The following is a 26,553-nucleotide window of genomic DNA, read 5'->3' on the forward strand; positions in this document are numbered from 1 at the left end:
AGACGAACATCGACGGTGGCTGACCTGGCATTGAAGTCCGCTCTCGATCAGTAAGGAAAGCGTCGATGACTCATATACCGGGGACATCGCGCCTCAGTTCGCTGATCCGTTCGTCCTAACGGATGAATATTGTTCTGACGCAATAGATCGCGCGCTGGCCGTCGGTACAACTTTTTCATGAGCGATACGGAACTTGGCCGCTGGGCGTTGTCGAAAGGTTACCGGCCGAGGGCACCCTTCACCGACGTTGAGCTCGCCAAGATACGCGGGCTCCGTGGCTATTACCTCGTCGGCGTCGATGACGGTTCGTGCTACATTGGGATCTCCACTAACGACGTGTCCGCGCGACTGCGTTCGCATCGGCGGGAGAAGTTCGGCGGTCACGCGGTGTCGTTCTGGGTGATGGAGTCAGACGTCACCGACCTCCGTCCAGGCGAGAAGAAGCTCGTCGAGTCGGCGGAGGCGTCAGGGTTGCTAGTCCACAATATTGAGTGGGCATCGCAGATCACTGGGCCATCCTCGCTCGACGTCGTTGTTAATGTGAAGACCCAGAAGCAGTGGCGCGCTGCTCCGAAGATTGTCAATCACAAGCACCGGAACTCTGCTCTTCCGGATTTCTCGCCGAGCAAACTGGTTGCGTATCAGGCCAAGTTTGACGCTCTGATGGCTCGCCCGGATGCCGACCGACTTGTTGCGGTGCTTGCTCAGTATCTGAATGAGACGATCTGCTGCCCGCGCGAGACCGAGTCGACGTTCTGGACAGTCAGCTGTACGCCGATACAGGGAAGTGGCCGGATATTCTGCGTGTCCGCGGCAATGATGGAGCTGTTTACTGTTCGGGAACACGCCGACGGTACGATTGGGGCCTTCTTCAGCGTCCGACCCAAGTTCGTCGCACGTACTCGAACTAAGCGCGTGATGAAGTACGCGAAGCTACGGGTGAGCGCGTGGGACCACGGCTACAAGGACGGCGCCGGCGAACAGGCCCAGATTCACGTCAAAGGGCTTGACCGACTCGAGCGAATCTTGCTGAACTCAGATGTCCTCAACGGCGCTGCTCAGTTCAACCTCGACATCATGCGACGGAGGAAGAGCGGTTACCGCGCCTCACACTGCCGCCAACTCGCTGAGGCCGCACTCGACCGTCGTCGCCTTCCGCTCAGAGTCGGCCACTTGACGGTTCCGGCGTCGTCGACGACCTCGAAGCCGTGGCCGACCCGGACGTGAGTTCCCAATCTCCCAACATGTCAGCACCGATTGCAACGATCGGTTTACAGCGGTCACCACGCAAACAGACAGTCCACGACAGGCCAAACTTCTTCTCGTCCGCGTTCTACCGACGCGACTTCTTCATCACTGGCCTGGCCCGTACGCAGTTCCGAGCGCGCGTTCAACGCGCTGAAGTGCGATGATCCGGATTAGCAGGACTTGATACTCGCGCGGAAGTCCTGGCGAAGCAAAACGTCGCGGGCTGCCGCGACGCTGCCGGCCGATTGTGCCGGGTTTGGTCGTCCATAGTGGTTGCCGCAATGTCCACCGCCGCAGTCAGTGGGGCTCAGGCAGGTGGTTGCCATGTACCTCGACGCCCCCGACGTCACCCCCGACCGCTACAACTGAGACATGACCTATCGCCCCAGCCCGTTGGCCACCGCGATCAACAACTACGGTGCCCACGCTCGCGCGGTAGTCGGATCGGACAGTGTCGTCTCTTGGCCGGGCCTGTGGCTACTGCTCGCCATCGCAGCCGACGTCGTCGGGTTCGACAATGTACCCAATCTCGGCGATCACCTCGGGATGCCGCCCGCGCAAGCGGCGGCCGCGGCCGAGGCTCTCGTCGCCGACAAACGACCGGGCATCACGGCAGCCGCAGCAGTTTGGCTGGATTCCCAAGTAGCCGAACGCTTTTCGGCGCAGGCGCCACCGATTCCCACTCAGCGCATCCTTGACGCATGGGCGTCGGACAACACAGACGGGATGAGCGACTCGTTTCCCATAGAGGTCACTCTGGACACCGTCGCGCTCCTGGCCACCGCGATGCTCGCCAATGTGGCGTGGCAACCGCCGCTGCTCGTCGACGCCGACGGGCGCCTCGTCCTGAACGAGGGTGTCCAAGCGATTGTGCACACCGACGCGGCCGGATTCGTCGCTGTCGCCAAGCCGATGGCCGAGGGCGATGCCGAGGTGATCAGTGTGATCGCCGCGCCCGACGTCGAGCAGCCCGACGTGTGGCGGGCCGTCGAGGAAGTCGTCGAGTTGGTGAATAATCGTGCGCTGCACCATGGTTCGCGAGAAGGGGTTACCGGCGACGGTCATTCGTGGACGATCCGTACCGAAACCCAACGCTTCCAACGTCATTTGGCGCCGACCGACCACACCGAAACGTGGTCGACGCACTTGCCGGCGTGGGAGCAGACCGCCAAGTCAGTGTTGACCGACGCACCAGGCGTCGCCGATATCGCGACCGTCCTCCTCGAAGGTGCGAGGGATGACGCCGAAGTGCTTGTCCAGCAAGCGGCAAGAGCCAAGTACGACGCCGAAGGTTTCGCCGCGGCCGCAGTGACCGCGATGGCGATGCGGGCCGGCAGCGTTCCCGACTACGTCAACCGCGAGGTGACGAAGGTGCGGGTGGACTTCGATCGTCCGCACGCGCTGACCGCCATCGGTCGCGGCGGGATCTGGGAGGGCATTCGGCTGTTCGACGCATGGGTGATGTCGTAGGGTCGCGCTACAACATGGACATGACCACCCACGCGTGGTCGCGATGCGGCTCGACGGCAGTACGACGCACCGTCTTCGACATGCCGACGAGCGAACGCCCCGGATACGGCACACCACGACTCGATGATCGCGCTCGGCGGACGTGCACGTGGAGCCGAGGGTCGATCTGAAATGCAGTACGTGCGGTACCTCGCGGATCGTGTGCCCGGATCTCGAATCCCGGATGCGCACTTCCGAACCGGGGTCACCGGTGGTGGCCGCGATCACGCAGCTGGCTTGCAGCCACCTGACGATATAGCCTCCTCGCGCTACGGTGGAGCCATGTCTTCAACGGGGTCTGTCAAGACAATGCGGTTTCAGAACGGCGTCAACGTCATCATGCGCGCGGCGCTGCGAACACCTGGGCTTTCGCGGCTCGTGAGCCGGAAATTGGTAACGCTGTACGTGGTCGGCCGAAAGTCGGGCTCGGTCTACGAGATTCCCGTCGCATACACCCCGTACGAGGGAAAACTGCTCGTCGCGACACCATTCGCGTGGGGCAAGAACCTACGCACCGGCGAGAGCATCGATATACAGTTCCAAGGACGCCGACGCACCGCTGACGTCGAAGTGATCGCCGACCATCCCGGCGTCGCGAAGATGTACGGCGTCATTGCCAAGGGCAACAAGCAATTCGCCCAGTTCAACGGCATCGGCTACACCCCCGACGGCGATCCCGATCCTGGCGACCTCAAACGAATCGCGGCGCAAGGCGCCCGAGCGTTTCTCTTCTCGCCGCGATGAACGACATCCGCGTCGAACACGACGCCGACGTCACCGTCATCATCATGAACCGCCCCGAACGTCACAACGCGGTCGACGGCCCGATGGCCGACGAATTGGTACGCGCCTTCCGGGATTTCGAGGCATCGGACGCCAAAGTCGCGGTGTTGGCGGGCGACGGACCGTCGTTCTGCGCTGGAGCGAATCTCAAAGCCGTCGGCACCGACGCCGCGAACAAACTCAACCTCGAGGGCGACGGACCGATGGGCCCCACGCGCATGAACCTCGATAAGCCGGTCATCGCCGCGATCAACGGCAATGCCGTCGCGGGCGGATTCGAACTCGCGATCTGGTGCGACCTTCGCGTAGCCGACGACGACGCCACTTTGGGTGTCTTCTGTCGACGCTGGGGTGTGCCGCTCATCGACGGCGGAACCGTCCGTCTGCCGCGGCTGATCGGTCACAGCCGCGCGATGGATCTCATTTTGACGGGGCGCGCGGTCGATGCCGCGGAGGCGTTGTCGTTCGGGTTGGTCAACCGGGTCGTCCCGGCCGGCACAGCCCGCGCGGCGGCGATCGCGCTGGCCCACGACATCGCCCGCATGCCACAGACGTGTATGCGAAACGACCGGCGATCCGCGTGCAGCCAATGGGGCGACGACGAAGAATCCGCACTGCGCCGAGAATTCGCCATCGGCATGAGCTCGCTGATGACCGACGGCATCGGGGGAGCGGCACGCTTCGCGTCGGGCAAGGGCCGTGGCGGCTCATTCGACGACATCTGACCGCACGTCCTTGACCTGCCGGCGAGTTACGACCACTGTGAGCTGATGCGGAGAGTTGCGGTGGCGGTGCTAGTCGGTGCGCTGACGGCGATCGCCGGATGTTCGAGCGGGTCCGGTGACACTCCGCAGGCGGTGACGTCTACGCAGGTCTCGACGACCGTTGTGACGGCGACGCGTACCACGACATCGCCTGCGGCGCAATCGACTTCGTCGTCGCAGACCTCCGATGTCCCGACGTCGACGGTGACCTTGGTCGCGGTCGACAGCGCCGGCCGTCCCATCAACGGATTCGAGGTCAACAGCCCTAATCCGGCCGGCGAGATCGACTGCGCGCACGCGTCAGTGAGCCGCTCTTCGACCACCGGCGGAATCTACGAATGCGGGGCATCGGCACAGTCGGCCGACGTATGTTGGGCCGCGAAGTCGAATACCCAACTGCTGTGCGGAGATTCGCCGTGGAGCCGCAAGCTCGACGCCTGGACGATCACGTCGGGCACGTTGCCCACGTCGGGCGCACCGTCGGCACAACCCGAACCGTGGGGATTGGAGCTCGCCGACGGGCGGCAGTGTCGGATTCGAGTCGGCGGAGCCTGGGGCGGACGCTCTGACGGGCGGGTGGGGGCGTACTCGTGTACCGGCAGCGATCGTGACGTAGTGCTGATGCGAGCGAACGCCACATCGGCCGTCGACAGGTCGTCGACGACGTGGCTCGTGGAGGTCGGGCCGCTCGGCGCGGGTAGCCCGTCGTTCCCGGCGCCGGACAAGGTCGCGGTTCGGACGGCGTATTTCGCTGCGGCTGCGGGGTGAGTGGCCGCGAGTACGTCAATTCGCGTCCCCCTCAGTAGGTTCCGAGGGCAATATGCCCTTCGGAGCACGTGAGGGGGATGCTAACGGCCAGGTCTCGTCGATGTCGATCGGGCTATCATCGTTTCACTTCGCAAACTCGGTGAGGAATCTTCATGGTGTGGACGGAATCGATCAACGTCGTGCTGTCGCAGGGACAGCGACGATGACCGTCGAGGTGATCCGTGGCGACATCACCCAGATATCGGTCGATGCCGTGGTCAATGCGGCCAACAACGGCATGCGTGGCGGTGGCGGGGTCGACGGCGCCATACATCGGGTCGGGGGACGGGCCATCCTTGACGATTGCGTACGTCGATTTCCGAATGGATTGGCCACCGGCGACGCCGGGTGGACGGTGGCCGGGAACCTACCGGCACGCTGGGTGATACACACGGTTGGTCCGAATTATCCTGCGGGACAACGGGATCGGTCGCTGCTCGAATCGTGCTACCGGGCCTCGCTCGCCGTCGCGAACGAGCTGGGCGCCCGAAGCGTGGCCTTCCCGTTGATCAGCTCCGGGGCCTACGGCTGGCCGCGTGCCGACGCGATCGAGGTCGCGATCTCCACGATTGTCGACGCCGGCAGCGATGTTGGGCGGGTACTGCTGGTCGCCTTCGACGACGCACTGGCCGATGAGATGCGGACGCGATTGGCCCGCCGCGGGCAGTGACGCGCTCGGTGCGCTATCATGGATTTACATAGCGAAATTGGCGTAAGGAGTTCCCCATGACATCTGCCGAATCGCTCGATGCGCGGGCCCAGTTTCGTTCGGGGGCAATCTCTTTCGAGGACGCACTCGGACGGGTGTCGCGATTTCCGCTCACGCGTGAGCAACTCGCCGAGGTGCTCGACAATCTCGCCGACGACACGTCGTCGCCGACCGCGGCGCTGTCCGATCACGATGCCGACCTCCTCGACGCCGCGGGCCTCATAGAGCGGCCCGGCGCGCTGACCGCGGCCACCATCGCGCGCGACATCGCGATGCAACAGCTGGTCGCCGAGTCGTTGAGTGTCAACGACGCAGCTGAGCGAGTCGGCGTCAGTACCGCTCGCATCCGGCAGCGTCTCGCCGCTCGGACGCTGTGGGCATACAAGTGGGGTGCCCGCCGACTGCTGATACCCGCGCAGTTCACCGACGACGGCGTAGTCCCCGGCGTCGACGCCGTGATCGCCCGCGTCCGTCCCGACGCACATCCGCTCGAAGTGCAGGCGCTGCTCACGTTGCCGCAACCGACGCTCGAGGTCGGGGGCGAGCCCGCGTCCATTGTCGGATGGCTGCTGTCCGGGCCGCGATCCGACGCCGAGATAGCCCGAGCCACCGACATCGTCGACGCCGCGTCGTGGGGAGCGGTGTAGCCCGCAGATGCTCCCGCCACCGCCGTCGGTCACCGATCTGAGAAGCATCGGTGTCCGGGCCAAAGAGACGTTGACCTGGAAGGTTCGCACCCCGATGTGGCGCGTCCACGCGACGGTCGGGACGCACGTGTTGCCGTGGGATGCTCATCGCACGTGGGGGCCCGTGTTGCGTTTCGACCAGCATCCGCAGCCGGTCGGCGACCATCCGAAACACGGAATCTGGTACGGAGCGGCCGATCCGCGGGGCGCACTGGCCGAAGTGTTTCAGGAGACACGCGTCATCGACCGGCACGCCGACGCGAAATACCTGACTGGACTCCATTTCACGCGGCCGCTACGACTACTCGACGTCGGGGGCGTCGGCGACGGCGTATGGATCACCCGGGCAGGCGGGAATCACGCGCTCGACTCGGCGCCGCACAGTCGTTCGCAGGAGTGGGCGCGGGTGATCTATCAGGCGTTCGACGACGTCGACGGCATCGCGTACCGTGGCCGGTTTGCGGGTGGAGTGTGCGTGGCGCTGTTCGAGCGGACAGCGGATGCGTTTCCGTCGAATCCGTTGCTGTCCCTTCCGCTTTCACATCCCGGACTGGAAGGTCGGATCGCCACCGCCGCGCTCGATCTGGGGTATCGGTTCCTGTGAGGTGGGTGAGTGCCACATAACCCATAGGTCTGCTTCCCACCGTGTTTCGGGTTATGAGAGTCCTTCGTGTCGCCGGCCCCTCGTTACACCGAAGCTCGTGCCTCGCTTCGGCACTCGGGGAGCGAGTGGGATGTGCCGGGACTTGTTGTGCCGGTTGGGTTCTTCGTGTCGCCGGCCCCTCGTTACACCGAAGCTCGTGCCTCGCTTCGGCACTCGGGGTGCGAGTGGGATGTGCCTCGCTTCGGCACTCGGGGAGCGGCGGCCCCGACTTCTCGGATTCGGCGAGTGCGCAGTGCTACCTTCCCCTCATGTACTTCATCGTCGTCAAGTTCCTCGTCAAGCCGGAATACGCCGAACGGTGGCCCGAGCTGTCCCGGCCGTTCACCGAGGCCACCCGCGCCGAGCCCGGCAACCTCTGGTTCGACTGGTCGCGAAGCCTCGACAATGCCAACGAGTATGTACTCGTCGAGGCCTTCCCCGACGACGAGGCAGCCGGAGCCCACGTCAACAGCGACCACTTCAAGCAGATGCAGCAGGACTTTCCGCAGTACTTGGTCGCGACCCCCAAGATCATCTCGCGCAAGGTCGAGGGAGAGGGGTGGGGCGAGATGGGTGAGCTGACCGTTCAGTGACCTGCCTTCGCGGGATCCCGTCGAAGGACGAGGGCTCGCGCGGTCCGATGTGATCGACGACGATGGCACGGTAGTCGCTCACGCGGCCGTCGGCGTCGCGGACGTCCATCGCGTGCACGTCGAGCGTCGATGCCGTTGCGGCGTCGGCGAATACGTGGTTGCGGCGACGCGGCGTCGAATCGACGCGCCAGGTGTCGGCCGGTCCGCGTGCGCCGTCGGGTCCGTTGGCCGGCACGTCGATGAACGGGGTGTGTGCGGCAATCCATCGGATCTCGTTGCGAGTCGCCCGAGAGCGATCGTCGTGTGGCTGGCGCGGGTCGAGCAGGTTGAAGTCGCCGCCGATGATGAAACTCGTTGTATCCAAGCAGCTTTCGAAGAAATTGAACGCGGTGCGCGCACTCGTGTGGCAGTAGGTGTTGCCGACGCGCAGGGTCTCGCCGCGCCCGGCGTCGAACCGCACGCTCTGAACTTCCAGCCAACTCGCCCAGCCGCGACCCCGTCGGCGCGGCGTGGATGCGATGCGTTGCGAGCCGCGGACGGTTCGCCGCGCGTCGGTGAGCAGCAGCGCGGTGGTCGGTATGCGATCGAGGTGCCGTCCCGCGACCACGTGGTAGCCGCGCGCCGACGCCCAGTCGGTCCACAGCGCAACCGCGCTGCAATGGACGTCGGTGAGGCCGATGATCATCGGATTGCCCAGCATGTCGAAGAACTCGAACTGACGCTGCAGTCGGCGTCGGGTCGCCGCGGTGCGTGGCGACGACCGCGCCACATTGAGCCACACCGCGTCGGGATGGGTGGCGTACATGAAAGTCTCCTGTGAGTCCGGGGGCAGAACAGATCAACATAGAAGAGGGGTCTGACAACGGCGCCGAAGTTCCCTTCTCGGGCAATGCGGCCATTCGCCTCGGGTGACGATGTCAGACTCGAGCGCTAGCCTGTGGCATCCCATCCGACGAAGCAGGAGGCTCGTTATCATGACCAATCCCGACATTTCCCTCGTCGCGGCGCTACTCGACCGGTCCGGATCGATGCAGACGATCGTCGACGACACCCGTGGAGGCTTCGATGCCTACATCGCGAAAGTGCGGGCCGACCGCGAACCACAGGAGAAGGTGTTCGTCAGCCTGGCGCAGTTCGACCACGAATACGACGACGTCTACCTCAATCGCCCGGTCGACGACGTCGCGCCGCTGACTCTTCAGCCACGCGGGATGACCGCACTGCTCGACGCGCTCGGCAGGTTCATCACCTCGGTCGGTGCCAGCCTCGCCGCGCTACCCGAACACGACCGCCCCGGTGACGTCACCGTCCTCGTCATGACCGACGGTATGGAGAATGCCAGCGTCGAATGGCAGATCGACGCCGTTCGGGCCCTCATCAAACAGCAGACCGACACCTACAACTGGGAATTCGTGTTCCTCGGCGCCAACATCGACGCCGTGGCGGTGGGCACGAATCTCGGGTTCTCCGCGGATCGGTCGATGACGTATGCGCCTTCCAGCGTCGGCGTCGCATCGAGCTACGGTGCGGTCGCCGACCTCAAAGCGCGAAAACGCGCCGCCTATCGCGCCGCGCCGGCGGGAGCGCCGCCCGCCCCGGTCGCCGGATTCAGCGACGACGACCGGAGCCGGGCGCGCGGCGAGTAGCGGCTTCGAGTGGACTCGCTACAGTCGCGGATCGACGCCTTCGGACTCCAGCGCCAGCACCGCGAAGACTGCCTGGTGGACTTTCCAGAGGGGCGCCTCGGCGACGAAACGTGTAAGCGCCTCGACCCCGAGACCGTGTTCGCGGGTCGCGAGGTGCCGTTTGTGGCCCAGGTGACGCTTACGTAGGACGGGAAGGTCGTCGAGATAGTCGGGACCGTAGATGATCCGCAGGTAATCGCGGCCACGGACCTTGAGGCCGGGCTGCGCGTTGCGCGACGACGTCAGCGGCTTGACCACCATGCCCTCGCCGCCGGCAGCGGTGAGGTCGAGCCACCACTGCACCGCGTCGGCGCAGGCGTCGGCATCACGTACGTCGACGAACCGGTGCCGCGTCGGAGTGATCATCGAATCATGGAGGCGCCCAACGGTTTCCATCTGCCACCGGTGGTCTTTCGTGAGCACGGGCGTATCGCCTTCGAAAGCAAGCACACAGAACGGAGCGAAGGTCACACCATCCAGGCCCGACGTCGGGCGGACGTAGCGTCGGTACGCCTCGCGATACGCCGCAGCGTTACCGGTGCGGCGTGCTGTGCGTTCACGCAGCGCGTCGACGTCGAGTCCACGCGCCGACGCCGCGTCGAGCACCCCGGCCAACGCGGCGAGCGACGCACCGGCGGCCGCGCCGACCGGGGCGTATTGCTCCCGAATGAGCGGCAGTGCCTTGGCGTTCCAGGGCAGCAACTCACCGTCGAGCGCGAGCCAATCGGTGTCGAGCTCGTCGAACAAATCGCTGACCGCCGCACGCAGCGTGTTGACCAGCGGCGTCGGGTCGTCGAAGAATGATCGCCCGGTCCGCGTGTAGACCATGCCCGACGATCCGTCCGCGACGCCGAAACGTCGAGCTGCCGCATCGGCGTCGCGGGCCAGAATCGCCACCGCGCGCGACCCCATGTGCTTCTCTTCGCACACCACCTCGGCGACGCCCCATTCGCGGTACGCCGCGAACGCATCCTCCGGGTGCTCCAGGAACCCGTTCCGACTCGACGCCGCGGCCGGCGACATGGTCGGCGGGAGATAGATCAGCCACCGCGGGTCGACGGCGAATCGGCTCATCACTTCGAGCGCCGCAGCGGCGCTCTCCGCCGGGATCTTCACCTTGCCCGCGTGCTCGGTCTCCAGCCACCGCGTGCCGATCACGTCGTCGATGCGCAGCGTCGACGGCTCGCGGTCATCGGTGCCGACGAGGGGTTTGACCGGCTCGTACCAGACCTCTTCGGCTGGGACACTGACGATTTCGCGGCTCGGATACCGCAGCGCCGTGAGTGCACCGCCGAAGACCGCGCCGGTGTCGAGGCAGATGGTGTTGTTCACCCACTCGGCGCGCGGCGTCGGGGTGTGACCGTAGACGACTACGGCCGCTCCGCGGTAGTCACGCGCCCACGGGAGCCGCACCGGCAAACCGAACTCGTCGGTTTCCCCGGTGGTGTCGCCGTACAGGGCGAACGAACGTACCCGACTCGACGACCGCCCGTGATAGGCCTCCTTCAAACCGGCGTGTGCGACGACGAGCCGCCCGCCGTCGAGCACGTAGTGACTGACCAGTCCGGACATGAACTGTGTTGCCGCGGACCGGAAGTCCGTGCCCATCGACTCGAGTTGCGCCAGTGACTCGGCAAGTCCGTGACTGGTCTGCACCTTGTTGCCGCGCAGCGCTCGGACAAGTTTGGCCTCGTGGTTGCCGCTGACGCACATGGCATGACCGTCGAGCACCATCTTCATCACGAGCCGTAGAACGGCGGGCGTATCCGGGCCGCGATCGACGAGGTCGCCGACGAACACCGCCGTGCGTCCCTCCGGGTGCGTAGCAGCGACCGCGGCACCGGCGTCGTCGACATCGATCTGCCAGCCGAGTTCGCCGAGCAGGGAACGCAATTCACCGATGCAGCCGTGTACGTCGCCGATGATGTCGAACGGGCCGGTCAGATCGCCGCGGTCGTTCCACGATCGCTCGCGGCGCACCACCGCCGCGTCGATCTCGGCTACGCCGTCGAGGACATGGACCCGACGGAAGCCCTCCTTGCGCATGCCCCGCAGAGACCTGCGCAGTTGCTCGCGCTGGCGCCGAATCACCTGATCGGCGAAGGTACGGTCCGCGCGCTCCCGATTACGTTGCACGGCAACGCTTTCCGGGACGTCGAGGACGACGGCGTCGACGAGGACATCGTTGTCCTTCGCCAGTCTGATCAGCGACTTCCGTGCGGCGGGCTGCACGCTCGTGGCGTCGACGACCGTCAGCAACCCACGCCGCAGCCTGGTGCCGACGATGTACCCCAGGACGTCGAACGCGTCGGGGGTTGCGCTCTGGTCGTTCACGTCGTCGGCGATGAGGCCCCGGCAGAAGTCACTGGAGATGACTTCGGTCGGCTTGAAGTGCCGCTGCGCGAACGTCGACTTTCCGCTGCCGGAAATACCCACCAGCACAACGAGTCCCATCTTCGGGACGTGTACGAGTTGCTCAGTCACGGGTGAACACCGCCATCTGGGTCGGGGCGCCGGTCGCGTCGTCGACGTCGCCGATACCCGCCAACCGCACCGAGTACTCATGTTGTGCGGCGACGCGTTGCGTCCACGCGTCGAACTCCGCGCGAGTCCATTCGAAGCGGTGGTCGGGGTGACGCATGCCGGTGAGTCCTTCGTAGTTGACGTTGTATTCGGAGTTGGGTGTGGTCACGATGACCGTGCCGGGGCGCGCCGCGGCGAACACCACATGCTCCAGGGCGCCGAGCCGGGGTGGATCGATATGCTCGATGACCTCCATCAGAACCGCGACGTCGTAACCGCGAAGGCGCGGATCCTCATAGGTCAGCGCGCCCTGGATCAGCGATATGCGGCTGCGGACGCGGTCGTCGGCATCGTCGAGGTGTAGTCGGCGAGCCGCGATCTCCAGTGATCGAGACGAGACGTCGAGCCCGGTGATCCGCGTCAGCTTGCTGTCTCGCACGAGGTCGGTGAGCAGTTGCCCTGGGCCGCAACCCAAGTCGAGTACGGACTGGGCGTTGAGTTCCGCGATCGTCCGCACGACCGCCGCCCGGCGTCGAATCTGCAACGGGATGCGGCGCTCGGCGGCCGCGGCGGGTGCCTGCTCGTCGTCGGTCGCGAAGGTGTCCGCCGTGTCGTCGCCGAGTTCGGCGAGGCGTTCCAGCGCAGCGCGCACCAGGCCGCGTCGCCCGAGGTAGCGTTGCGCGATGAGCCGCTGCTCGGGGTGGTCGGCGAGCCAGCCCGCGCCGGAGCGGATCAGTTTGTCCACCTCGTCGTCGTTCTGCCAGTAGTGTTTCGACTCGTCGAGTGCCGGGAGCAGGACGTAGAGCTGGCTGAGCGCGGCCGACAACCGCATCGTCCCGGACAGTCGAAGCGACACGTACCGTGATGCGCCCCAACCGGGAAGGGCCGCGTCGAGCGCGATGGGCTCGGCGTCGACCCGCCACCCGAGCGGTGCGAAGAGTCGGTGGGCGACGTCGGGGCCGCCGCGGCACGGGAGAACCGGAATGGTGATGTCGAGCGGGATGGGCGATGCGGCGAGGTCCGGCCGGGCTTTGCAGGTGCCCGCGCGTGCTGTGCTGAACACCTTGCCCATTGCGACGCTCAACAACGACGACGCCGCGTATGGGCGGTCGTTGACGTAGTGCGCCAGCGACGAATCCCGCCCGTTCCTGCCGAGGGTGCGGGCGAGACGAATCGGGTCGACGTCGAGGAAAAGTGCTGCCGTGCACCGTGTGTCACTCACTTCGGGGTACACCACCGTCGCTGTTCCGACGGACTCGGTGAACTGCTGCAGGCGGTCGGGGTGCTTGTGCAACAGGTAGCCGAGGTCGGAGGCGGGGCGATGGGTCGTCGAAATGGTCAGTAGCACGTGTCGCATTCTTCCCGTTCGGCGCCGACGTCGCCATCGTATTTCGGCCGCGGTCGCTCGCTCGACGGGATGTCGCGGACGAGTGTGCGTGCTCGGTACGAGTCTCGACGGCGGCGCGGCGGACCTGTCGCCCGTGTTGGGTGCGTTGAAGTCGGAGGCGCGCGAAACCACTGTGCGGTGGCTGATCTCGCGGGTCGGGTCGTGGTGGCCTCGACGTTTGAGGACTCGGGTGGGAGGGGTGCGGATTACCTATTGCTGCAATGTGTGTGGTGCGCTGGCACCGGCGGCTTCAGTGGTTTCGACACGGGCCTTCGCTTGCGCTGCGGCCCGGCTCAACCTGGTTTCACCGGTTCGGACACTCCATCTGCTGGTTGAGCCGCGAGGAGCGCTAGCGACGAGCGTGTCGAAACCCCTGTACCACAATGCATTTGATGGTAGCGCACTTGTCGAGCTGTGATGGAATCGAACATCGAAGCGTGTGCACCCGCGTCACTTGCTGGTGTCATCGCCGATATTGGCGCGGACCGTCGAAAGTCGTTGTGGCTGAGAGGTTTCGACACGGACTCGGCTAGCGCCTCGTCCGGCTCAACCAGCGGAGATACGGGCCGTGGCCCGGCTCGGCCAGCGTGGCCGACTTGGTCGTTGGGATCTGCCGACCGTTACCTCGTCACCGCATCGATAGCTGCGACAACGCTCGGCCAGGCCTCCGACGTCGGGTCACCCCACTGCGGGTCTCCGTCGATCACGGTGAGGTCGACGGCGGTGACGCCGCGGGCCTTCATGCTGGCGGCGTAGCGCCGCGAAAGATCAACCGGCACAAGGGGATCGGCAGACCCGTGCAGGATCTTGACAGGCACCGACGGCATCAGGGCGGCAGGATCCGCGAGTGCGTACGCGTTGGCGACGTCGGTCGGTGCGCCGCCGAGGAACGCGGCGACCGCGCCGTCGCCGACGCCGAGCCGTGCGGCCTGTGCGAGGTCGGCGACGGGGGCCAGCGCCACGACACCGGTGGTTTGCAGATCCGCTGGGCGCCAGCGGCTCCCACTCGGCAAACTCAACCGGCTCGCGGCCCAGAGGGCGAGATGTCCACCGGCCGAGTGGCCGACGAGAGTGATCTTTCGGGGCGCCTCGTTGCGGGTCGTCCACTCGCGACCGCTGAGTTGAATCTGGTCGATGGCCGTGGCCACGTCGTCGAACGCGGCTTCCCATGACCCAGCGCCGTGAGCGTAGGCAACGCTGGCAGTCAGATGCCCAGCCGCCGCGAGCGCGTGGCCCACGGCCCACGTGCGCATGCGGTTGGACTCGTCCCAGAAACCGCCGTGCAGCAGCAGGACGAGCGAGTCGGTGGTCTGTGCCGGCTCGAACACGTCGGCGAGCTGGGTGCGCCGTGATCCGTACCGCATCGAAGCATCGGGATACTCAACGTCGGTGCTGGTCATGCCCCCGACGCTACTCCCGGCGCGCCCGGCGTCGTCGAGCGATGGAAGAATCTCGGCCATGGGAATTTCGGAGGGTACCGGGGCCGTAGACGAACTCGCGGCGCGGCTGCTCGACGCGCAGGTGGCGTTCGCCAGACAGCAGCTGCTGGCGTCGACGGCATTCGAGACCGTGGTGACCGAAGAAGTCGACGCTTTCCTCGATCTCACCGGCGAACTGACGCTCGCCGAGGCGGTGACGGCGCAGCAGATCTCCGATGTCGCTCGTAAGTACGCCGTGCAGATCCCGGTCGAGGGAGCGATCCCGGAGCTGGTGGGGGAGATCGCCGCGCGGATCTATCGTCATCGCGCCAACGACGACACCGCTTTCGGCGACGTCGTCGACGCACGCAGCGTCGAGCAGCTGCTCACCGGCGCCGCGCAATTACATCTGACTCAACGGCTGATCCGGCTGATTCTGGAGAGTCCGGTCACCGTCGATGCGTGCGTGGAGGTCGTGCAGCGGGCGGTGGCGACGTCGATGTCGGAGTCGGCGCACGGTGATGGGCTCGGACGTCGGGGACTGTCCGAAGTGCTGCGTCGTCGACTCGCGCGGGCCGCCGAACCGGCGCTGCCGGTCATCGAGTCGGGCGTCGACCGACTCACCCGCACGGGCGCGCGGTTCGTATTGCGCGGCAATCGGGATGCGACCGATGAGGCGCTGTTGGAATCGGTACGTGAACTCGTGCGGCAACGGACCGACGACGTCGTCGGGAGCTATCGGGACCTGGTCACCGAGTCGGATCTGGAAGATATCGTCGTACTGGCCTTCGAATTCTGGCGGACTTTTCGCGACACCGACTACTTCGGGGTGATGCTCGACGAGGGCATCGCGCACGTCTTCGACAAATACGGCGACACACCACTGGCCGAGTTGTTGTCCGAACTCGGCATCGAGCGGGCCGACCTGATCGAGGAGGCGCGGCGGTTCGGGCCGTCGGTACTGGCGACGCTCGACGAGCGCGGCTATCTGGACCAGGTGTTCCGTCGTCGGCTCGCGCCGTTCTACGCGTCGTCGGCGTTCAGTGAGGCGGTGTCGGGCTGAACCCGTGCCGAGCTGCGGGGGCGTCGAACAGAAATCTGCAGGTGGGTGGCCGGGAATGCTCTATGGGCTCGTGCGCCAGCGACCACTGAGGCATACCAGGGCCTTGTTCTTCTTGGTGACCGCGGTGGAATACTGTCCGGTGCACCGCTCGCCCGTGCTGCGCCGGACGGGATCGACTTTGGTGACGCGAACCCATCGGTAGCCGCCGGAGCCGACGTGTGCGCAGACGAGATCGGCGCTGCCTTTGCCGCGGTGGAAATCGTTGGCCTGTGTACGTGCGCATTTCGCTCCGGCGTGGGGTGCGGCGTCGGCCGTCGCCGGAGTCACCGAAAGTAGTCCGGCCGACACCGCCGTGGACGCGAGGAGTGTTGCGACGGTACGTTTCATCACCCGGGTGATGGTACTGGAGTTTCGGGTGGGGTCGGTGTTGTGCAATGAAGTTGAGACCGAGTCAGCGGTCAGTTGAGGTTTCGACTCGTTGCGCATGCTCGATCGGGATTCACCGCTCGATCCGGCGTCGGCCGTCCGTCGTGCGCTGATTGGGCGGGGCCGGAGCCGCGTCGAAACCCTGGTGACGTAGTCGACTTCGCGTGACCGCCGGCCTCGAATTCTGAGTGTGGTGATCCGTTGAGTCGTGCACCCGTCGGGTGCGGTTGGCGGTTGGCATCATGTTTGCGCTTCTCGTTACCGGTGTGGCTCGACGAAAGCTGTTGTGGCACGGTGGTTTCGACACGTCGGCTAGCGCTACTTCGACTCGGCTGGCGCCTCGCTCAGCACGGTGCTCGGCCCGGCTCAACCATGGCTCAACCAGCGGGGAGGGGGCGGTGCCGTCGTACACGTCGTGCATGTTCCGGCTTGGGTCGGGTTGGGTTCTTCGTCTCACCGGCCCCTCGTTACACCGAAGCTCGTTCCTCGCTTCGGCACTCGGGGAGCGGGGAAGTGACGCTGGTTCCTCGCTTCGGCACTCGGGGAGCGGGTGTTTCGATGCTCGGGGAGCGGGGAAGTGACGCTGGTTCTTCGCTTCGGCACTCGGGGAGCGGGGTGTTTCGGCACTCGGGGAGCGGGGAAGTGACGCTGGTTCCTCGCTTCGGCACTCGAGGGAGCTGGGTGTTTCGGCACTCGGGAGCGGGGTCGCCTGGCTGGCTCGCTTCGGCATCGGGACGTCAGACTTCCCGGCTCAGCTAGCTGGGGGCGGGCGCCATCCGTTGCGCACCGACGCCTCGACCAGGTCCAGGACGGCGTCGAGGTCGGTTGTCGACTGTCCCATCGCCAATCGAGTGATCAGCCCGTCCATGACCAGGTCGAGGTACTTGAGCAGGACGTGCGACGGGATGTCGTCGCGCAGTCGGCCCGCCGTGCGCTGACGTTCCAGCCGAGCGAGCGTCGCCGAATCCAATTCCGCCGAGCGGGCCAACCACTCGTCGCGGAATGAGACGTCCGTACGGATCTTTCGGGCGATCTCCAGGCGGGTACCCAACCAGTCGAAATCCTGCGGTCGGGCCAGCATGTTGCGCATGACCTGGACGAGGCCTTCTTCGGCGGCGACGTCGGCCATGCGTTGCGCGTCCTCGTGAGCGAGGGCGAGGAAGAGTGCTTCCTTGTCGCGGAAGTGGTGAAAGATCGCACCACGAGACAGCTCGGTGGCCGCCTCCAGGCGTTTGACCGTCGCGCCGTCGTAGCCGAACTCCGCGAAACAATGCCGCGCGCCGTCGAGGATCTGACGACGGCGCGCGGCAAGGTGGTCTTCAGAGACCTTGGGCATCGCTGAGGGGTTAGCTCTTCAGCATGTTGCGCAGAACGTACTGCAGGATGCCGCCGTTGCGGTAGTAATCGGCTTCACCGGGGGTGTCGATGCGGACCTTGGCGTCGAACTCGACAGTCGAGCCGTCTTCCTTGGTCGCGGTGACGTGCACGGTCTCCGGTGTGGTGCCGTCGTTGAGCTCTTCGATGCCGGTGATGTCGAAGGTCTCGGTACCGGTCAGCTTGAGCGAATCAGCGCTCTCGCCCTCCGGGAACTGCAGCGGGATGACGCCCATGCCGATGAGGTTCGAGCGGTGGATGCGCTCGAAGGACTCGGTGATGACGGCCTTCACGCCCAGCAGGACGGTGCCCTTGGCGGCCCAGTCACGCGAGCTGCCCGAGCCGTACTCCTTGCCGCCCAGCACGACCAGCGGAATGCCCGCGGCCTGGTAGTTCTGCGAGGCGTCGTAGATGAACGACTGCGGTCCGCCGTCGAGGGTGAAGTCGCGGGTGTAGCCGCCCGAGACGTCGTCGAGCAGCTGGTTACGCAGACGGATGTTCGCGAAGGTACCGCGGATCATCACCTCGTGGTTGCCGCGGCGGCTGCCCAGCGAGTTGTAGTCCTTGCGGGCGACGCCGTGGCTGTCGAGGTACTGCGCGGCCGGGGTGCCCGGCTTGATCGGGCCGGCCGGGCTGATGTGGTCGGTGGTGACCGAGTCGCCCAGCTTGGCGAGCACGCGAGCGCCCTTGATGTCGGTGACCGGGGTGGTCTCCATCGTCATGCCGTCGAAGTACGGCGCCTTGCGGACGTAGGTGGAGTCGTCGCTCCACTCGAAGGTGTCGCCGTCCGGGGTGGACAGGTTGCGCCAGTTCTCGTCGCCCTTGAACACGTCGGCGTAGGACTTGCGGAACATGTCCTGGCTGATCGCGTTCTTGATGGTGTCGTCGATCTCCTGCGGCGACGGCCAGATGTCCTTGAGGAAGACGTCGTTGCCGTCGGTGTCGGTGCCGAGCGAGTCGGTCTCGAAGTCGAAGTCCATCGTGCCGGCCAGTGCGTAGGCGATGACCAGCGGCGGCGAGGCCAGGTAGTTCATCTTGACGTCGGGGGAGATGCGTCCCTCGAAGTTACGGTTGCCCGACAGCACCGCGGTGACGGTGAGGTCGTTGTCGTTGACGGCCTTGCTGATCTCGTCGGGCAGCGGGCCGGTGTTGCCGATGCAGGTGGTGCAGCCGTAACCGCCGAGGTAGAAGCCGAGCTTCTCCAGGTAGGGCCAGAGGCCTGCCTTCTCGTAGTAGTCGGTGACGACCTGCGAGCCCGGTGCCATGTTGGTCTTGACCCACGGCTTGGAGCTCAGGCCCTTTTCGACCGCGTTGCGGGCGAGCAGTGCCGCACCGATCATCACCGACGGGTTGGAGGTGTTGGTGCACGAGGTGATACCCGCGACGGCGACCGCGCCGTGATCGAGGATGAAGTCACCGCGTTCACCGGTCACCCGGATCGGCTTGCTCGGACGGCCGTCGGCGCCATTGGCCGCCGACTCGACCCGGACCGCGCCGTCGTCGGCGAAGGACAGCGATACCGGATCCGACGCCGGGAAAGACTCCTCGATGGCCTCGTCGAGCTTGGTCTCCGGAGTGGGGTGCTGCTCCTCGACGTAGTTGTGGATGTCCTTGCGGAACGCGATCTTGCTCTCCGAGAGGAGGATGCGGTCCTGCGGACGCTTCGGGCCGGCGATCGACGGAACGACGGTCGACAGATCGAGTTCGAGGTACTCGGAGAATTCCGGTTCACGCGAGGAGTCGTGCCACATGCCTTGCTCTTTGGCATAGGCCTCGACCAGCGCGAGCTGATCGTCGTCGCGGCCGGTCAGGCGCAGGTAGTTGATGGTCTCACCGTCGATCGGGAAGATCGCGCAGGTGGAGCCGAACTCGGGACTCATGTTGCCCAGGGTGGCGCGGTTGGCCAGCGGCACCTCGGCGACGCCCTCGCCGTAGAACTCGACGAACTTGCCGACCACACCGTGCTGGCGCAGCATGTCGGTGACGGTGAGCACGACGTCGGTCGCGGTGACGCCCGGGTTGATCTCGCCGGTGAGCTTGAAGCCGACGACGCGCGGGATCAGCATCGACACGGGCTGGCCCAGCATGGCCGCCTCGGCCTCGATGCCGCCGACGCCCCAGCCGAGAACGCCCAGACCGTTCTCCATGGTGGTGTGCGAGTCGGTGCCGACACAGGTGTCGGGGTAGGCCTGCCCGTTGCGAACCATCACGGTGCGGGCCAGGTATTCGATGTTGACCTGGTGGACGATGCCGGTGCCCGGCGGGACGACCTTGAAGTCGTCGAAAGCGCCCTGGCCCCAGCGCAGGAACTGGTAGCGCTCGGCGTTGCGCTGGTATTCCAGCTCGACGTTGCGGTCGAAGGCGTCGGCGGTGCCGAAGACGTCGAGGATGACAGAGTGGTCGATGACCATCTCGGCGGGCGAGAGCGGGTTGACCTTGTTGGGGTCGCCGCCGAGTGCGGTGACGGCCTCACGCATGGTGGCGAGGTCGACGACGCAGGGAACGCCGGTGAAGTCCTGCATGATCACGCGGGCGGGGGTGAACTGGATCTCGATGCTCGGCTCGGCGGTCGGATCCCAGTTGGCGATGGCCTCGATGTGTTCTTTGGTGATGTTCGCGCCGTCTTCGGTGCGGAGGAGATTCTCGGCGAGCACCTTGAGCGAGTAGGGGAGCTTCTCGGTGCCGGGCACCGCGCTCAGACGGAAGATCTCGTAGGAATTGTCGCCTACCTCAAGTGTGCCGCGGGCGCCAAATGAATCGTTACTCACGTGTATGCATCTCCTCTTGCCGACGGGCTGGGTGTCGGCGATTTACTACCGGTTCGTGGCCTGCAAGGTCTGTCGGGGCTGAGTCGGCGACCTTTCGGTGTGGCGTCGAAGAAAACTCTTGACGCGACGCCGTTCAGTCTAACAGTACGAGCGTACTGTTACCACCTCCGGGTGGCCGCGCCGTCCACGGCATGCTTTACCGGCGGGCGCGAATTCTCTCCCCGGGCCCATTGTGTCGTAATGTGCAGCCATACGTCGGCCAACGGGAGATCTTGTCGTTGGCCGTTCATGTGGGCGGGTTCGGTTGGAATTCGCGCGTCGTCGAGCCGTGAGGAAAGGTGTCGTCAATGAGTCCTGAACCCATCGTTATCGGACGTGTGGGGGCCTCGGTGACACATCTGGCCGACCCGACGGATTCGCCGACGACGACCCCGGGCGTCGCGCCCGACGGTTCGCCGACGCCGGCCACCGACTCGTCGGTGCCGTCGAAGATTCCCTACGGGTCACCGGTGCCGGCCGGTATCGACATCGCTGCGATCCGCAAGGATCTGCTGAGCACCGGCGTCTCGGCTCCCTCCGATCAGGTGGCTGCCCTGAAGGACGTGGTGGCGTACGGACATTCGCGCGGCCACGACTTCAAGTTCGTGGTGTTGACCGACAAGCAGGCCAAGTTCACCTACTACCGCGACGTCGCGATCGAACTGCAGTCGAGCACCGGCGGAACGGTCATCGTGCTCGGTCCCAACGCCGTCGGCAGCCAGGGCCCCGACTTCTCGCGCGTCGACCAGGAAGAGGCCGCGCAGAACAACCTCACGCTCAGCAACCCGCCGCAGGCCGCCCGGCACATGGTCGACGACCTGCTCACGCCCAGCACCAACTGGACCGCGATCACGTTGATGCTGATGTTCGTGGTGATCGTCGGAGCCGTCGTCGGGCGCTTGATGCAGCGGCGCCGGGCTGATCGCAACGCCGACGCCGGGGATTCGGCGACGACGTCGGAGCCGGTCGTCGACGGCGAATCGGAAGAGTCGTCGGGCGGGGCGGGAACGGACGCGGAGAAGTCGTCGGCTGACGCCTCCTGAGTGCGACGGCGGGCGGTGACCGCGCGATGGCGCGCCGCCCGGACATCGTTGCAAATTTGAGACCTGCGCATATCGCAGGTCTTTCCTGCTGTTCACGGCATTGACGCAGGTAATCACACCTTTGTAATTCTGTTACTGGAGTTTCGGAATGTTCCGGCAGTGACGTACGGTTCTCTTGTCGTCTATGAGACACAGGGGTCAGTTGTGGCTGAAGTGAATCATGAGACTGGTTTTCTGCGACGCGACCTGCGAGGAGTATCCGTGAATCGAGCCGACACTCGGGCTACTGGGACCGCCGGCCTCAGCGTGCCCGCTCGCCGGCGCACCGTCGGTGCCCCGTGGGCGCGCCGGCTGACGACGATCGCGGTCCTGGCGCTGGCGGTGATCGTCGGGGCGGCACAGGCCGACGCGGCACCGAAGAAGTCCGACACCAACTCGGTGGCCGGGCTGGTCAACTTGATCGCGCAGGCCAATCAGAACCTGGCCGACCTCGATCAGGACGTCGCGATCAAGCAGGAGAACGTCAACCGCGCACTGGTCGACTACCAGAACGCCATCGCCGCTCAGCGGCTGGCGACGATCGCCGCGCGCGGCGCCAAGAAGTCACTCACCGACGCCGACGTCGCCGTCGCCTCGGCACAGGCGAAGTTCAATCGCCTCGCGCGCTCGATCTACCGCAAGGGCGGCAATCCGTCGTCGTTGCGCAGTTATGTCTCCGGCGACGATCCGTCGAAGGTGATGGATCGAGCGACCGTCGGTGACCGCCTCGCCCAGCAGCAGCAGGCCACGATCGTGAAGCTGCGCGTCGCCCGCAATCAGCAGGCCAACCGCGTCGCAGCCGTGGAAGCCGCACGGCGACAAGCAGTCTCGGCGACCAAGGGTGCCGCGACGCGCAAATCCGATGCATTGCTCGCGATCGGGCAGGCGCGACAGGCTGTCAGCGCGGAGCAGACGCGTCGCCAACAGCTCGTCGTCAACCGCAACGCCGCCCAGCGTCGGCTCAATATCCTCAAGGGGGTCCCGACCACCAAGGTCGACGCGCCGATCATCCCCAAACTGCCGCCAGGCATTCCCGTCGCGGGCGGCGACGACGCCGCGCAGCTCGCCGTCGAGGCGGCCGCGAAATTGGCGGTCGACGTCGGGCAGAAGCTCCTCGCCGCACTCGTCGGCCAGCAGCAGCTGCCGCACTCGCAACTTCTCGACGAACTCGGTATCGGCGGCAGTGACCTGACCGGCTCGGGATCGAACGGATCGTTGTCGAAGCTGGGATCCGGTTCGCTCGGCAGCCTGTTCGGCAGTTCCGGCGGCGGTGGACAGGTGCAGCCGGGTCTGCGCGGGCCGCAAGCCGTCGAAGTCGTCGTCAACCGGGCGTTGTCGCAGCTGAACATGCCCTACGCGTGGGGCGGCGGCGACGCGAACGGGCCCACCCGGGGTATTCGCGACGGCGGTGAGGCCGACGCGCACGGCGACTACAACAAAATCGGTTTCGACTGCTCGGGTCTGATGATCTACGCCTTCGCCGGCATCGGCTACGACCTTCCGCACTACACCGGCTACCAGTACACCTCCGGCCCGCAGGTCCCGTTGTCGCAGATCGCGCGCGGCGACATGATCTTCTACGGTGCCAACGCCAGCGAACACGTCGCCCTCTACCTCGGCGACAACAAGATGGTCGAGGCACCGAACTCCGGCGACGTCGTCAAGATCTCGCCGCTGCGCACCGACGGTGCGATGCCCAACGTCGTGCGGCTCTGGTAAGGCTGGACTCAGGGCGTGGTCCGGTCGTACCTGTGAAGCTCGTTTGAACATGTGACCGGTGCTCGCACCGTCGAATGGGCGCGACTAGTGTGGACGCGATCGCACTTTCGTCGCCACAACGAGTTCTCATACGATTTCCACAACAGGGGAGTAAAGGGTTTTGACTTCACCGTCACCGGCCGCAGGCACGACCACCTCAGTATCGGCGGGCCCGGCCAAGCTCAGCGATGCCGACGTCAAGCTGCTCGAGCGGGCGACCTACGAGGTCAAGCGAGTCATCGTCGGGCAGGACCAGCTCGTCGAGCGCATTCTCGTCGGTCTGCTCGCCCGCGGTCACATCCTGCTCGAAGGCGTGCCCGGCGTCGCCAAGACGCTCGCGGTGGAGACCTTCGCGACGGTCGTCGGCGGTACCTTCTCGCGCGTCCAGTTCACCCCCGACCTCGTCCCGACCGACCTCATCGGTACCCGCATCTACCGGCAGGGCAAAGAGGAGTTCGACACCGAACTGGGCCCCGTCGTCGCGAACTTCCTGCTCGCCGACGAGATCAACCGTGCGCCGGCCAAGGTGCAGTCGGCGCTGCTCGAGGTGATGGCTGAACGGCATGTGTCGATCGGCGGCATCACCTACCCGATGCCCGATCCGTTCCTCGTCATGGCCACACAGAACCCGATCGAGAACGAAGGCGTCTATCCGCTGCCCGAGGCGCAGCGCGACCGCTTCCTGTTCAAGGTGCACGTCGACTATCCGTCGGTCGAGGAAGAGCGCGAGATCGTGTACCGGATGGGCAACAAGCCGCCCACCGCGTCGCAGGTCCTCGATCCCGCTGCGATGCTGCGCCTGCAGGACACCGCGGCGAATGTCTTCGTCCATCACGCTCTCGTCGACTATGTGGTGCGCGTCATCAACGCGACCCGGCGCCCCGGCGAGGTCGGGCTGGCCGACGTCGCATCGTGGCTGTCCTACGGCGCCTCACCGCGTGCCACGCTGGGCATCGTCGCGGCGTCGCGCGCGTTGGCGCTGGTCCGCGGGCGCGACTACGTGATTCCGCAGGACGTCGTGGAGATCGTGCCCGACGTTCTGCGCCACCGCCTGGTCCTGAGCTACGACGCCCTCGCCGACAACGTCGACGCCGACCAGGTGATCACCCGGGTGCTGCAGACGATCGGTCTGCCGCAGGTGAGCGCGCAGGCCGTGACGCCCGGCTACCCGACGCCGCAGGCTCAGCCGGCGGCAGCGGTGACCCCGTCGGCGAACCCGCAGCACGTTGCGCAACAGCAGTTCCCGCAGCAGCCCGCCGTCGCACCGTCGAATCACGTGGCGAATCAAGTAGGCCGCCCGTCCGGTTTCACCGCTCCGGGAAACAATGCCGGACGCTAGGGAGGCGAACAGCCAACTTCCGTCGTTCGGCGCGGGGCTGCTGGAAGATCCGAAGCTGACCGCTGCGCTCAAGAGCCTGGAGTTGACGGTTCGCCGCAAGCTCGACGGTGTGCTGCAGGGCGAACATCTCGGGCTGATCCCCGGTCCGGGATCGGAGCCGGGGGAGGCCCGTGGCTACCAGCCCGGCGACGACATCCGGCGGATGGAGTGGTCGGTGACCGCGCGTACCACCCAACCGCACGTGCGCCAGATGATCGCCGACCGTGAGTTGGAGACCTGGCTGCTCGTCGACGTATCGGCGAGCCTCGACTTCGGCACCGTGAACTGCACGAAACGCGATCTAGCGGTCGCGGCATCGGCGGCGATGGTGCATCTCACCGCGGGCGGCGGCAACCGGATCGGTGCGGTCATCATCACCGGCGACAAGGTGGTCCGCGTGCCCGCGCGCGGCGGGCGGGCGCATGCGCAGAACCTGCTGAAGACGATCGCCACCACCCGTCGCACCGGCGATCACGTCCGCGGTGACCTGCGGGAGGGTCTCGAAGCTCTGCGCAGGCCGGAGCGTCGGCGCGGGCTGGTCGTCGTGATCAGCGACTTCCTCGGTCCGATCACCTGGGACCGACCGTTGCGCGCGCTCGGCGGACATCACGAATTGCTCGGCGTCGAAATTCTCGATCCGCGCGACCTCGACCTGCCCGACGTCGGGGAGATCCGGCTCGCCGACGCCGAGTCCGGCGAAGTCCGCGACGTCGTGCTCACCGACGCGGTACGTCGTGACTTCTCGGCCGCGGCCCACGAGCATTCGAAGAAGGTCCAGCGCGAATTCCGCAGTTGTGGCGGGCCGACGCTGACCCTGCGCACCGACCGCGACTGGATCAGCGACACCGTGCGGTTCGTGGCGCAGCGTCGGCGCGGCCTGGCCGCCGGGGTGGGCTGAGGCATGTCGTCGTTCTTCTCCAACCCGTGGTACCTGCTGTTCATTCTGGTAGTCATCGGCCTCGGGGTCTTCTACGCCTACATCATCCGGGCCCGCAAACAGCGCGCCTACCGCTTCGCCAACCTCGATCTCCTCAACAAGGTCGCCCCACCCAAGCGCAACAGGTTCGAGCACGTCCCGATCGCGGTGTTGCTGGTCGCGTTGGTGTTGCTGACCGTCGCGATGGCCGGTCCGCAGGCCGACCGCAAGGTTCCGCGCAACAAGGCGACGGTGATGTTGGTCATCGACGTCTCGCGGTCGATGAACTCCACCGACGTCGCGCCGACCCGCATCAAGGCCGCCCAGGCGGCGGCCAAGAAGTTCGCCGACGACCTCACCGACGGGATCAACCTGGGGCTCATCTCGTTCGCCGGCACGGCGTCGACGCTGGTCTCGCCCACGCCCGACCACAACGCCACGAAGGTGGCCATCGACAAGCTGCAGCTGGCCGACAAGACGGCGACCGGCGAGGGCATCTTCGCCGCGATCCAGCAGATCAAGACGCTCAACGCGGTCCTCGGCGGTGACGCCGCGGCACCGCCCGCGCACATCGTGATGATGTCCGACGGCAAGCAGACCGTCCCGGACAGCCTCGACGATCCGCGTGGCGGATTCACTGCGGCGCGCAAGGCGGCCGAGGAGAAGATCCCGGTGTCGACGATCTCGTTCGGCACGCTGACCGGCACCGTGACGCTCGAAGGCGAGCAGATCCCGGTCCCCGTCGACGATGCGTCGCTGAAGAAGATCGCGAGTCTGGCCCACGGATCGTTCTTCACCGCGTCGAGCCTCGACGAGCTCAACCAGGTGTACGCCGACCTGCAGAAGAAGATCGGTTACGAGATCCGACGCGGCGACAATTCGAGGCCGTGGCTGATTTGGGGTAGCCTGCTTGCCGTTCTCTCCGCCGCACTGGCGTTGACGCTCAACCGCCGACTGCCGTGAGTGTCTCGCGCCGACGCGGCGTTGGATCCGA

General features: G+C 65.9%; 23 protein-coding genes. 16 read left to right on the top strand and 7 right to left on the bottom strand.

Translation table 11 applies throughout. The features are described 5' to 3' along the window. Positions 1–177 precede the first annotated feature (177 nt). From HH308_RS03855 to HH308_RS03895, 9 genes are all read left to right on the top strand, one after another. The gene (locus tag HH308_RS03855; RefSeq protein WP_170192852.1) at positions 178–1,227 is read left to right on the top strand and encodes a GIY-YIG nuclease family protein; all 1,050 of its coding nucleotides are present in this window, start codon (positions 178–180) and stop codon (positions 1,225–1,227) included. 393 nt (positions 1,228–1,620) lie between these two features. After that, entirely contained in the window at positions 1,621–2,718 is a 1,098-nt protein-coding gene (locus HH308_RS03860) for a hypothetical protein (protein ID WP_170192853.1), read from the top strand. Positions 2,719–3,039: 321 nt separating this feature from the next. Further along, positions 3,040–3,501, top strand: coding sequence for a PNPOx family protein (locus HH308_RS03865; protein WP_246284196.1), 462 nt, complete (start codon positions 3,040–3,042; stop codon positions 3,499–3,501). Then, complete coding sequence (locus tag HH308_RS03870; protein WP_170192854.1) at positions 3,498–4,265, top strand: crotonase/enoyl-CoA hydratase family protein; 768 nt, start codon at positions 3,498–3,500, stop codon at positions 4,263–4,265. The genes HH308_RS03865 and HH308_RS03870 overlap by 4 nt, the downstream gene beginning before the upstream one ends. A 60-nt stretch (positions 4,266–4,325) precedes the next feature. Then, positions 4,326–5,072 carry a hypothetical protein gene (locus tag HH308_RS03875; protein ID WP_170192855.1) on the top strand — a complete coding sequence of 249 codons (747 nt, stop codon included), beginning with the start codon at positions 4,326–4,328 and terminating at the stop codon, positions 5,070–5,072. Between the two features lie 202 nt (positions 5,073–5,274). Next, entirely contained in the window at positions 5,275–5,781 is a 507-nt protein-coding gene (locus HH308_RS03880) for an O-acetyl-ADP-ribose deacetylase (protein WP_170192856.1), read from the top strand. Between the two features lie 56 nt (positions 5,782–5,837). After that, positions 5,838–6,467, top strand: coding sequence for a hypothetical protein (locus tag HH308_RS03885; RefSeq protein ID WP_170192857.1), 630 nt, complete (start codon positions 5,838–5,840; stop codon positions 6,465–6,467). Positions 6,468–6,474: 7 nt separating this feature from the next. Beyond that, positions 6,475–7,110: an RES family NAD+ phosphorylase gene (locus HH308_RS03890; protein WP_170192858.1), complete on the top strand. Its 636-nt coding sequence runs from the start codon at positions 6,475–6,477 to the stop codon at positions 7,108–7,110. Positions 7,111–7,418: 308 nt separating this feature from the next. Next, on the top strand, positions 7,419–7,742 hold the full coding sequence (locus HH308_RS03895) for a putative quinol monooxygenase (RefSeq protein WP_170192859.1): 324 nt from the start codon (positions 7,419–7,421) through the stop codon (positions 7,740–7,742). Here the strand turns inward: HH308_RS03895 and HH308_RS03900 are convergent. Continuing rightward, positions 7,681–8,547 (bottom strand): exonuclease/endonuclease/phosphatase family protein, encoded by an 867-nt coding sequence (locus HH308_RS03900; protein ID WP_170192860.1) that lies wholly within the window; start codon positions 8,545–8,547, stop codon positions 7,681–7,683. The genes HH308_RS03895 and HH308_RS03900 overlap by 62 nt on opposite strands. 169 nt (positions 8,548–8,716) lie before the next feature. Between HH308_RS03900 and HH308_RS03905 the strand changes: the two genes are divergently transcribed. Then, entirely contained in the window at positions 8,717–9,388 is a 672-nt protein-coding gene (locus tag HH308_RS03905; protein ID WP_170192861.1) for a vWA domain-containing protein, read from the top strand. Between the two features lie 18 nt (positions 9,389–9,406). Here HH308_RS03905 and HH308_RS03910 read toward each other — a convergent pair whose 3' ends face one another. The 3 genes from HH308_RS03910 to HH308_RS03920 all read right to left on the bottom strand — a co-directional run bounded on the left by HH308_RS03910 (position 9,407) and on the right by HH308_RS03920 (position 14,737). Next, entirely contained in the window at positions 9,407–11,911 is a 2,505-nt protein-coding gene (locus HH308_RS03910; protein WP_312870347.1) for a polynucleotide kinase-phosphatase, read from the bottom strand. Next, positions 11,904–13,298, bottom strand: a complete 1,395-nt coding sequence (locus tag HH308_RS03915; RefSeq protein ID WP_170192863.1) for a 3' terminal RNA ribose 2'-O-methyltransferase Hen1 — start codon at positions 13,296–13,298, stop codon at positions 11,904–11,906. The genes HH308_RS03910 and HH308_RS03915 overlap by 8 nt, the downstream gene beginning before the upstream one ends. A gap of 659 nt (positions 13,299–13,957) precedes the next feature. Beyond that, entirely contained in the window at positions 13,958–14,737 is a 780-nt protein-coding gene (locus HH308_RS03920; protein ID WP_170192864.1) for an alpha/beta hydrolase family protein, read from the bottom strand. A 58-nt stretch (positions 14,738–14,795) separates the two neighbouring features. On the opposite strand from HH308_RS03920, the gene HH308_RS03925 reads away from it, so the two are divergent. After that, positions 14,796–15,818: a hypothetical protein gene (locus tag HH308_RS03925; protein ID WP_170192865.1), complete on the top strand. Its 1,023-nt coding sequence runs from the start codon at positions 14,796–14,798 to the stop codon at positions 15,816–15,818. Positions 15,819–15,878: 60 nt separating this feature from the next. Here the strand turns inward: HH308_RS03925 and HH308_RS03930 are convergent, their stop codons facing one another. The 3 genes from HH308_RS03930 to acnA form a co-directional block, all read right to left on the bottom strand. Beyond that, positions 15,879–16,208: a hypothetical protein gene (locus HH308_RS03930; protein ID WP_170192866.1), complete on the bottom strand. Its 330-nt coding sequence runs from the start codon at positions 16,206–16,208 to the stop codon at positions 15,879–15,881. Between the two features lie 787 nt (positions 16,209–16,995). Continuing rightward, positions 16,996–17,580, bottom strand: coding sequence for a TetR/AcrR family transcriptional regulator (locus HH308_RS03935; protein ID WP_170192867.1), 585 nt, complete (start codon positions 17,578–17,580; stop codon positions 16,996–16,998). A gap of 10 nt (positions 17,581–17,590) precedes the next feature. Next, positions 17,591–20,392, bottom strand: coding sequence for an aconitate hydratase AcnA (acnA, locus tag HH308_RS03940; RefSeq protein WP_312870372.1), 2,802 nt, complete (start codon positions 20,390–20,392; stop codon positions 17,591–17,593). Positions 20,393–20,733: 341 nt separating this feature from the next. On the opposite strand from acnA, the gene HH308_RS03945 reads away from it, so the two are divergent. The 5 genes from HH308_RS03945 (at position 20,734) to HH308_RS03965 (ending at position 26,522) form a co-directional block, all read left to right on the top strand. Further along, on the top strand, positions 20,734–21,468 hold the full coding sequence (locus HH308_RS03945) for an Rv1476 family membrane protein (RefSeq protein WP_170192869.1): 735 nt from the start codon (positions 20,734–20,736) through the stop codon (positions 21,466–21,468). Positions 21,469–21,729: 261 nt separating this feature from the next. Then, a complete protein-coding gene (locus tag HH308_RS03950) occupies positions 21,730–23,226 on the top strand; it encodes an NlpC/P60 family protein (protein ID WP_312870348.1) in 1,497 nt (498 codons plus the stop codon). Between the two features lie 160 nt (positions 23,227–23,386). Further along, complete coding sequence (locus HH308_RS03955; RefSeq protein ID WP_170192870.1) at positions 23,387–24,604, top strand: AAA family ATPase; 1,218 nt, start codon at positions 23,387–23,389, stop codon at positions 24,602–24,604. After that, entirely contained in the window at positions 24,591–25,541 is a 951-nt protein-coding gene (locus tag HH308_RS03960) for a DUF58 domain-containing protein (RefSeq protein ID WP_170192871.1), read from the top strand. Before HH308_RS03955 ends, HH308_RS03960 begins: the two co-directional genes overlap by 14 nt. 3 nt (positions 25,542–25,544) lie before the next feature. Beyond that, positions 25,545–26,522 carry a VWA domain-containing protein gene (locus HH308_RS03965; RefSeq protein ID WP_170192872.1) on the top strand — a complete coding sequence of 326 codons (978 nt, stop codon included), beginning with the start codon at positions 25,545–25,547 and terminating at the stop codon, positions 26,520–26,522. Positions 26,523–26,553: the final 31 nt, after the last annotated feature.

The sequence above is a fragment of the Gordonia asplenii genome, from assembly GCF_012933505.1.
Taxonomy (GTDB): Bacteria; Actinomycetota; Actinomycetes; order Mycobacteriales; family Mycobacteriaceae; genus Gordonia; species Gordonia asplenii.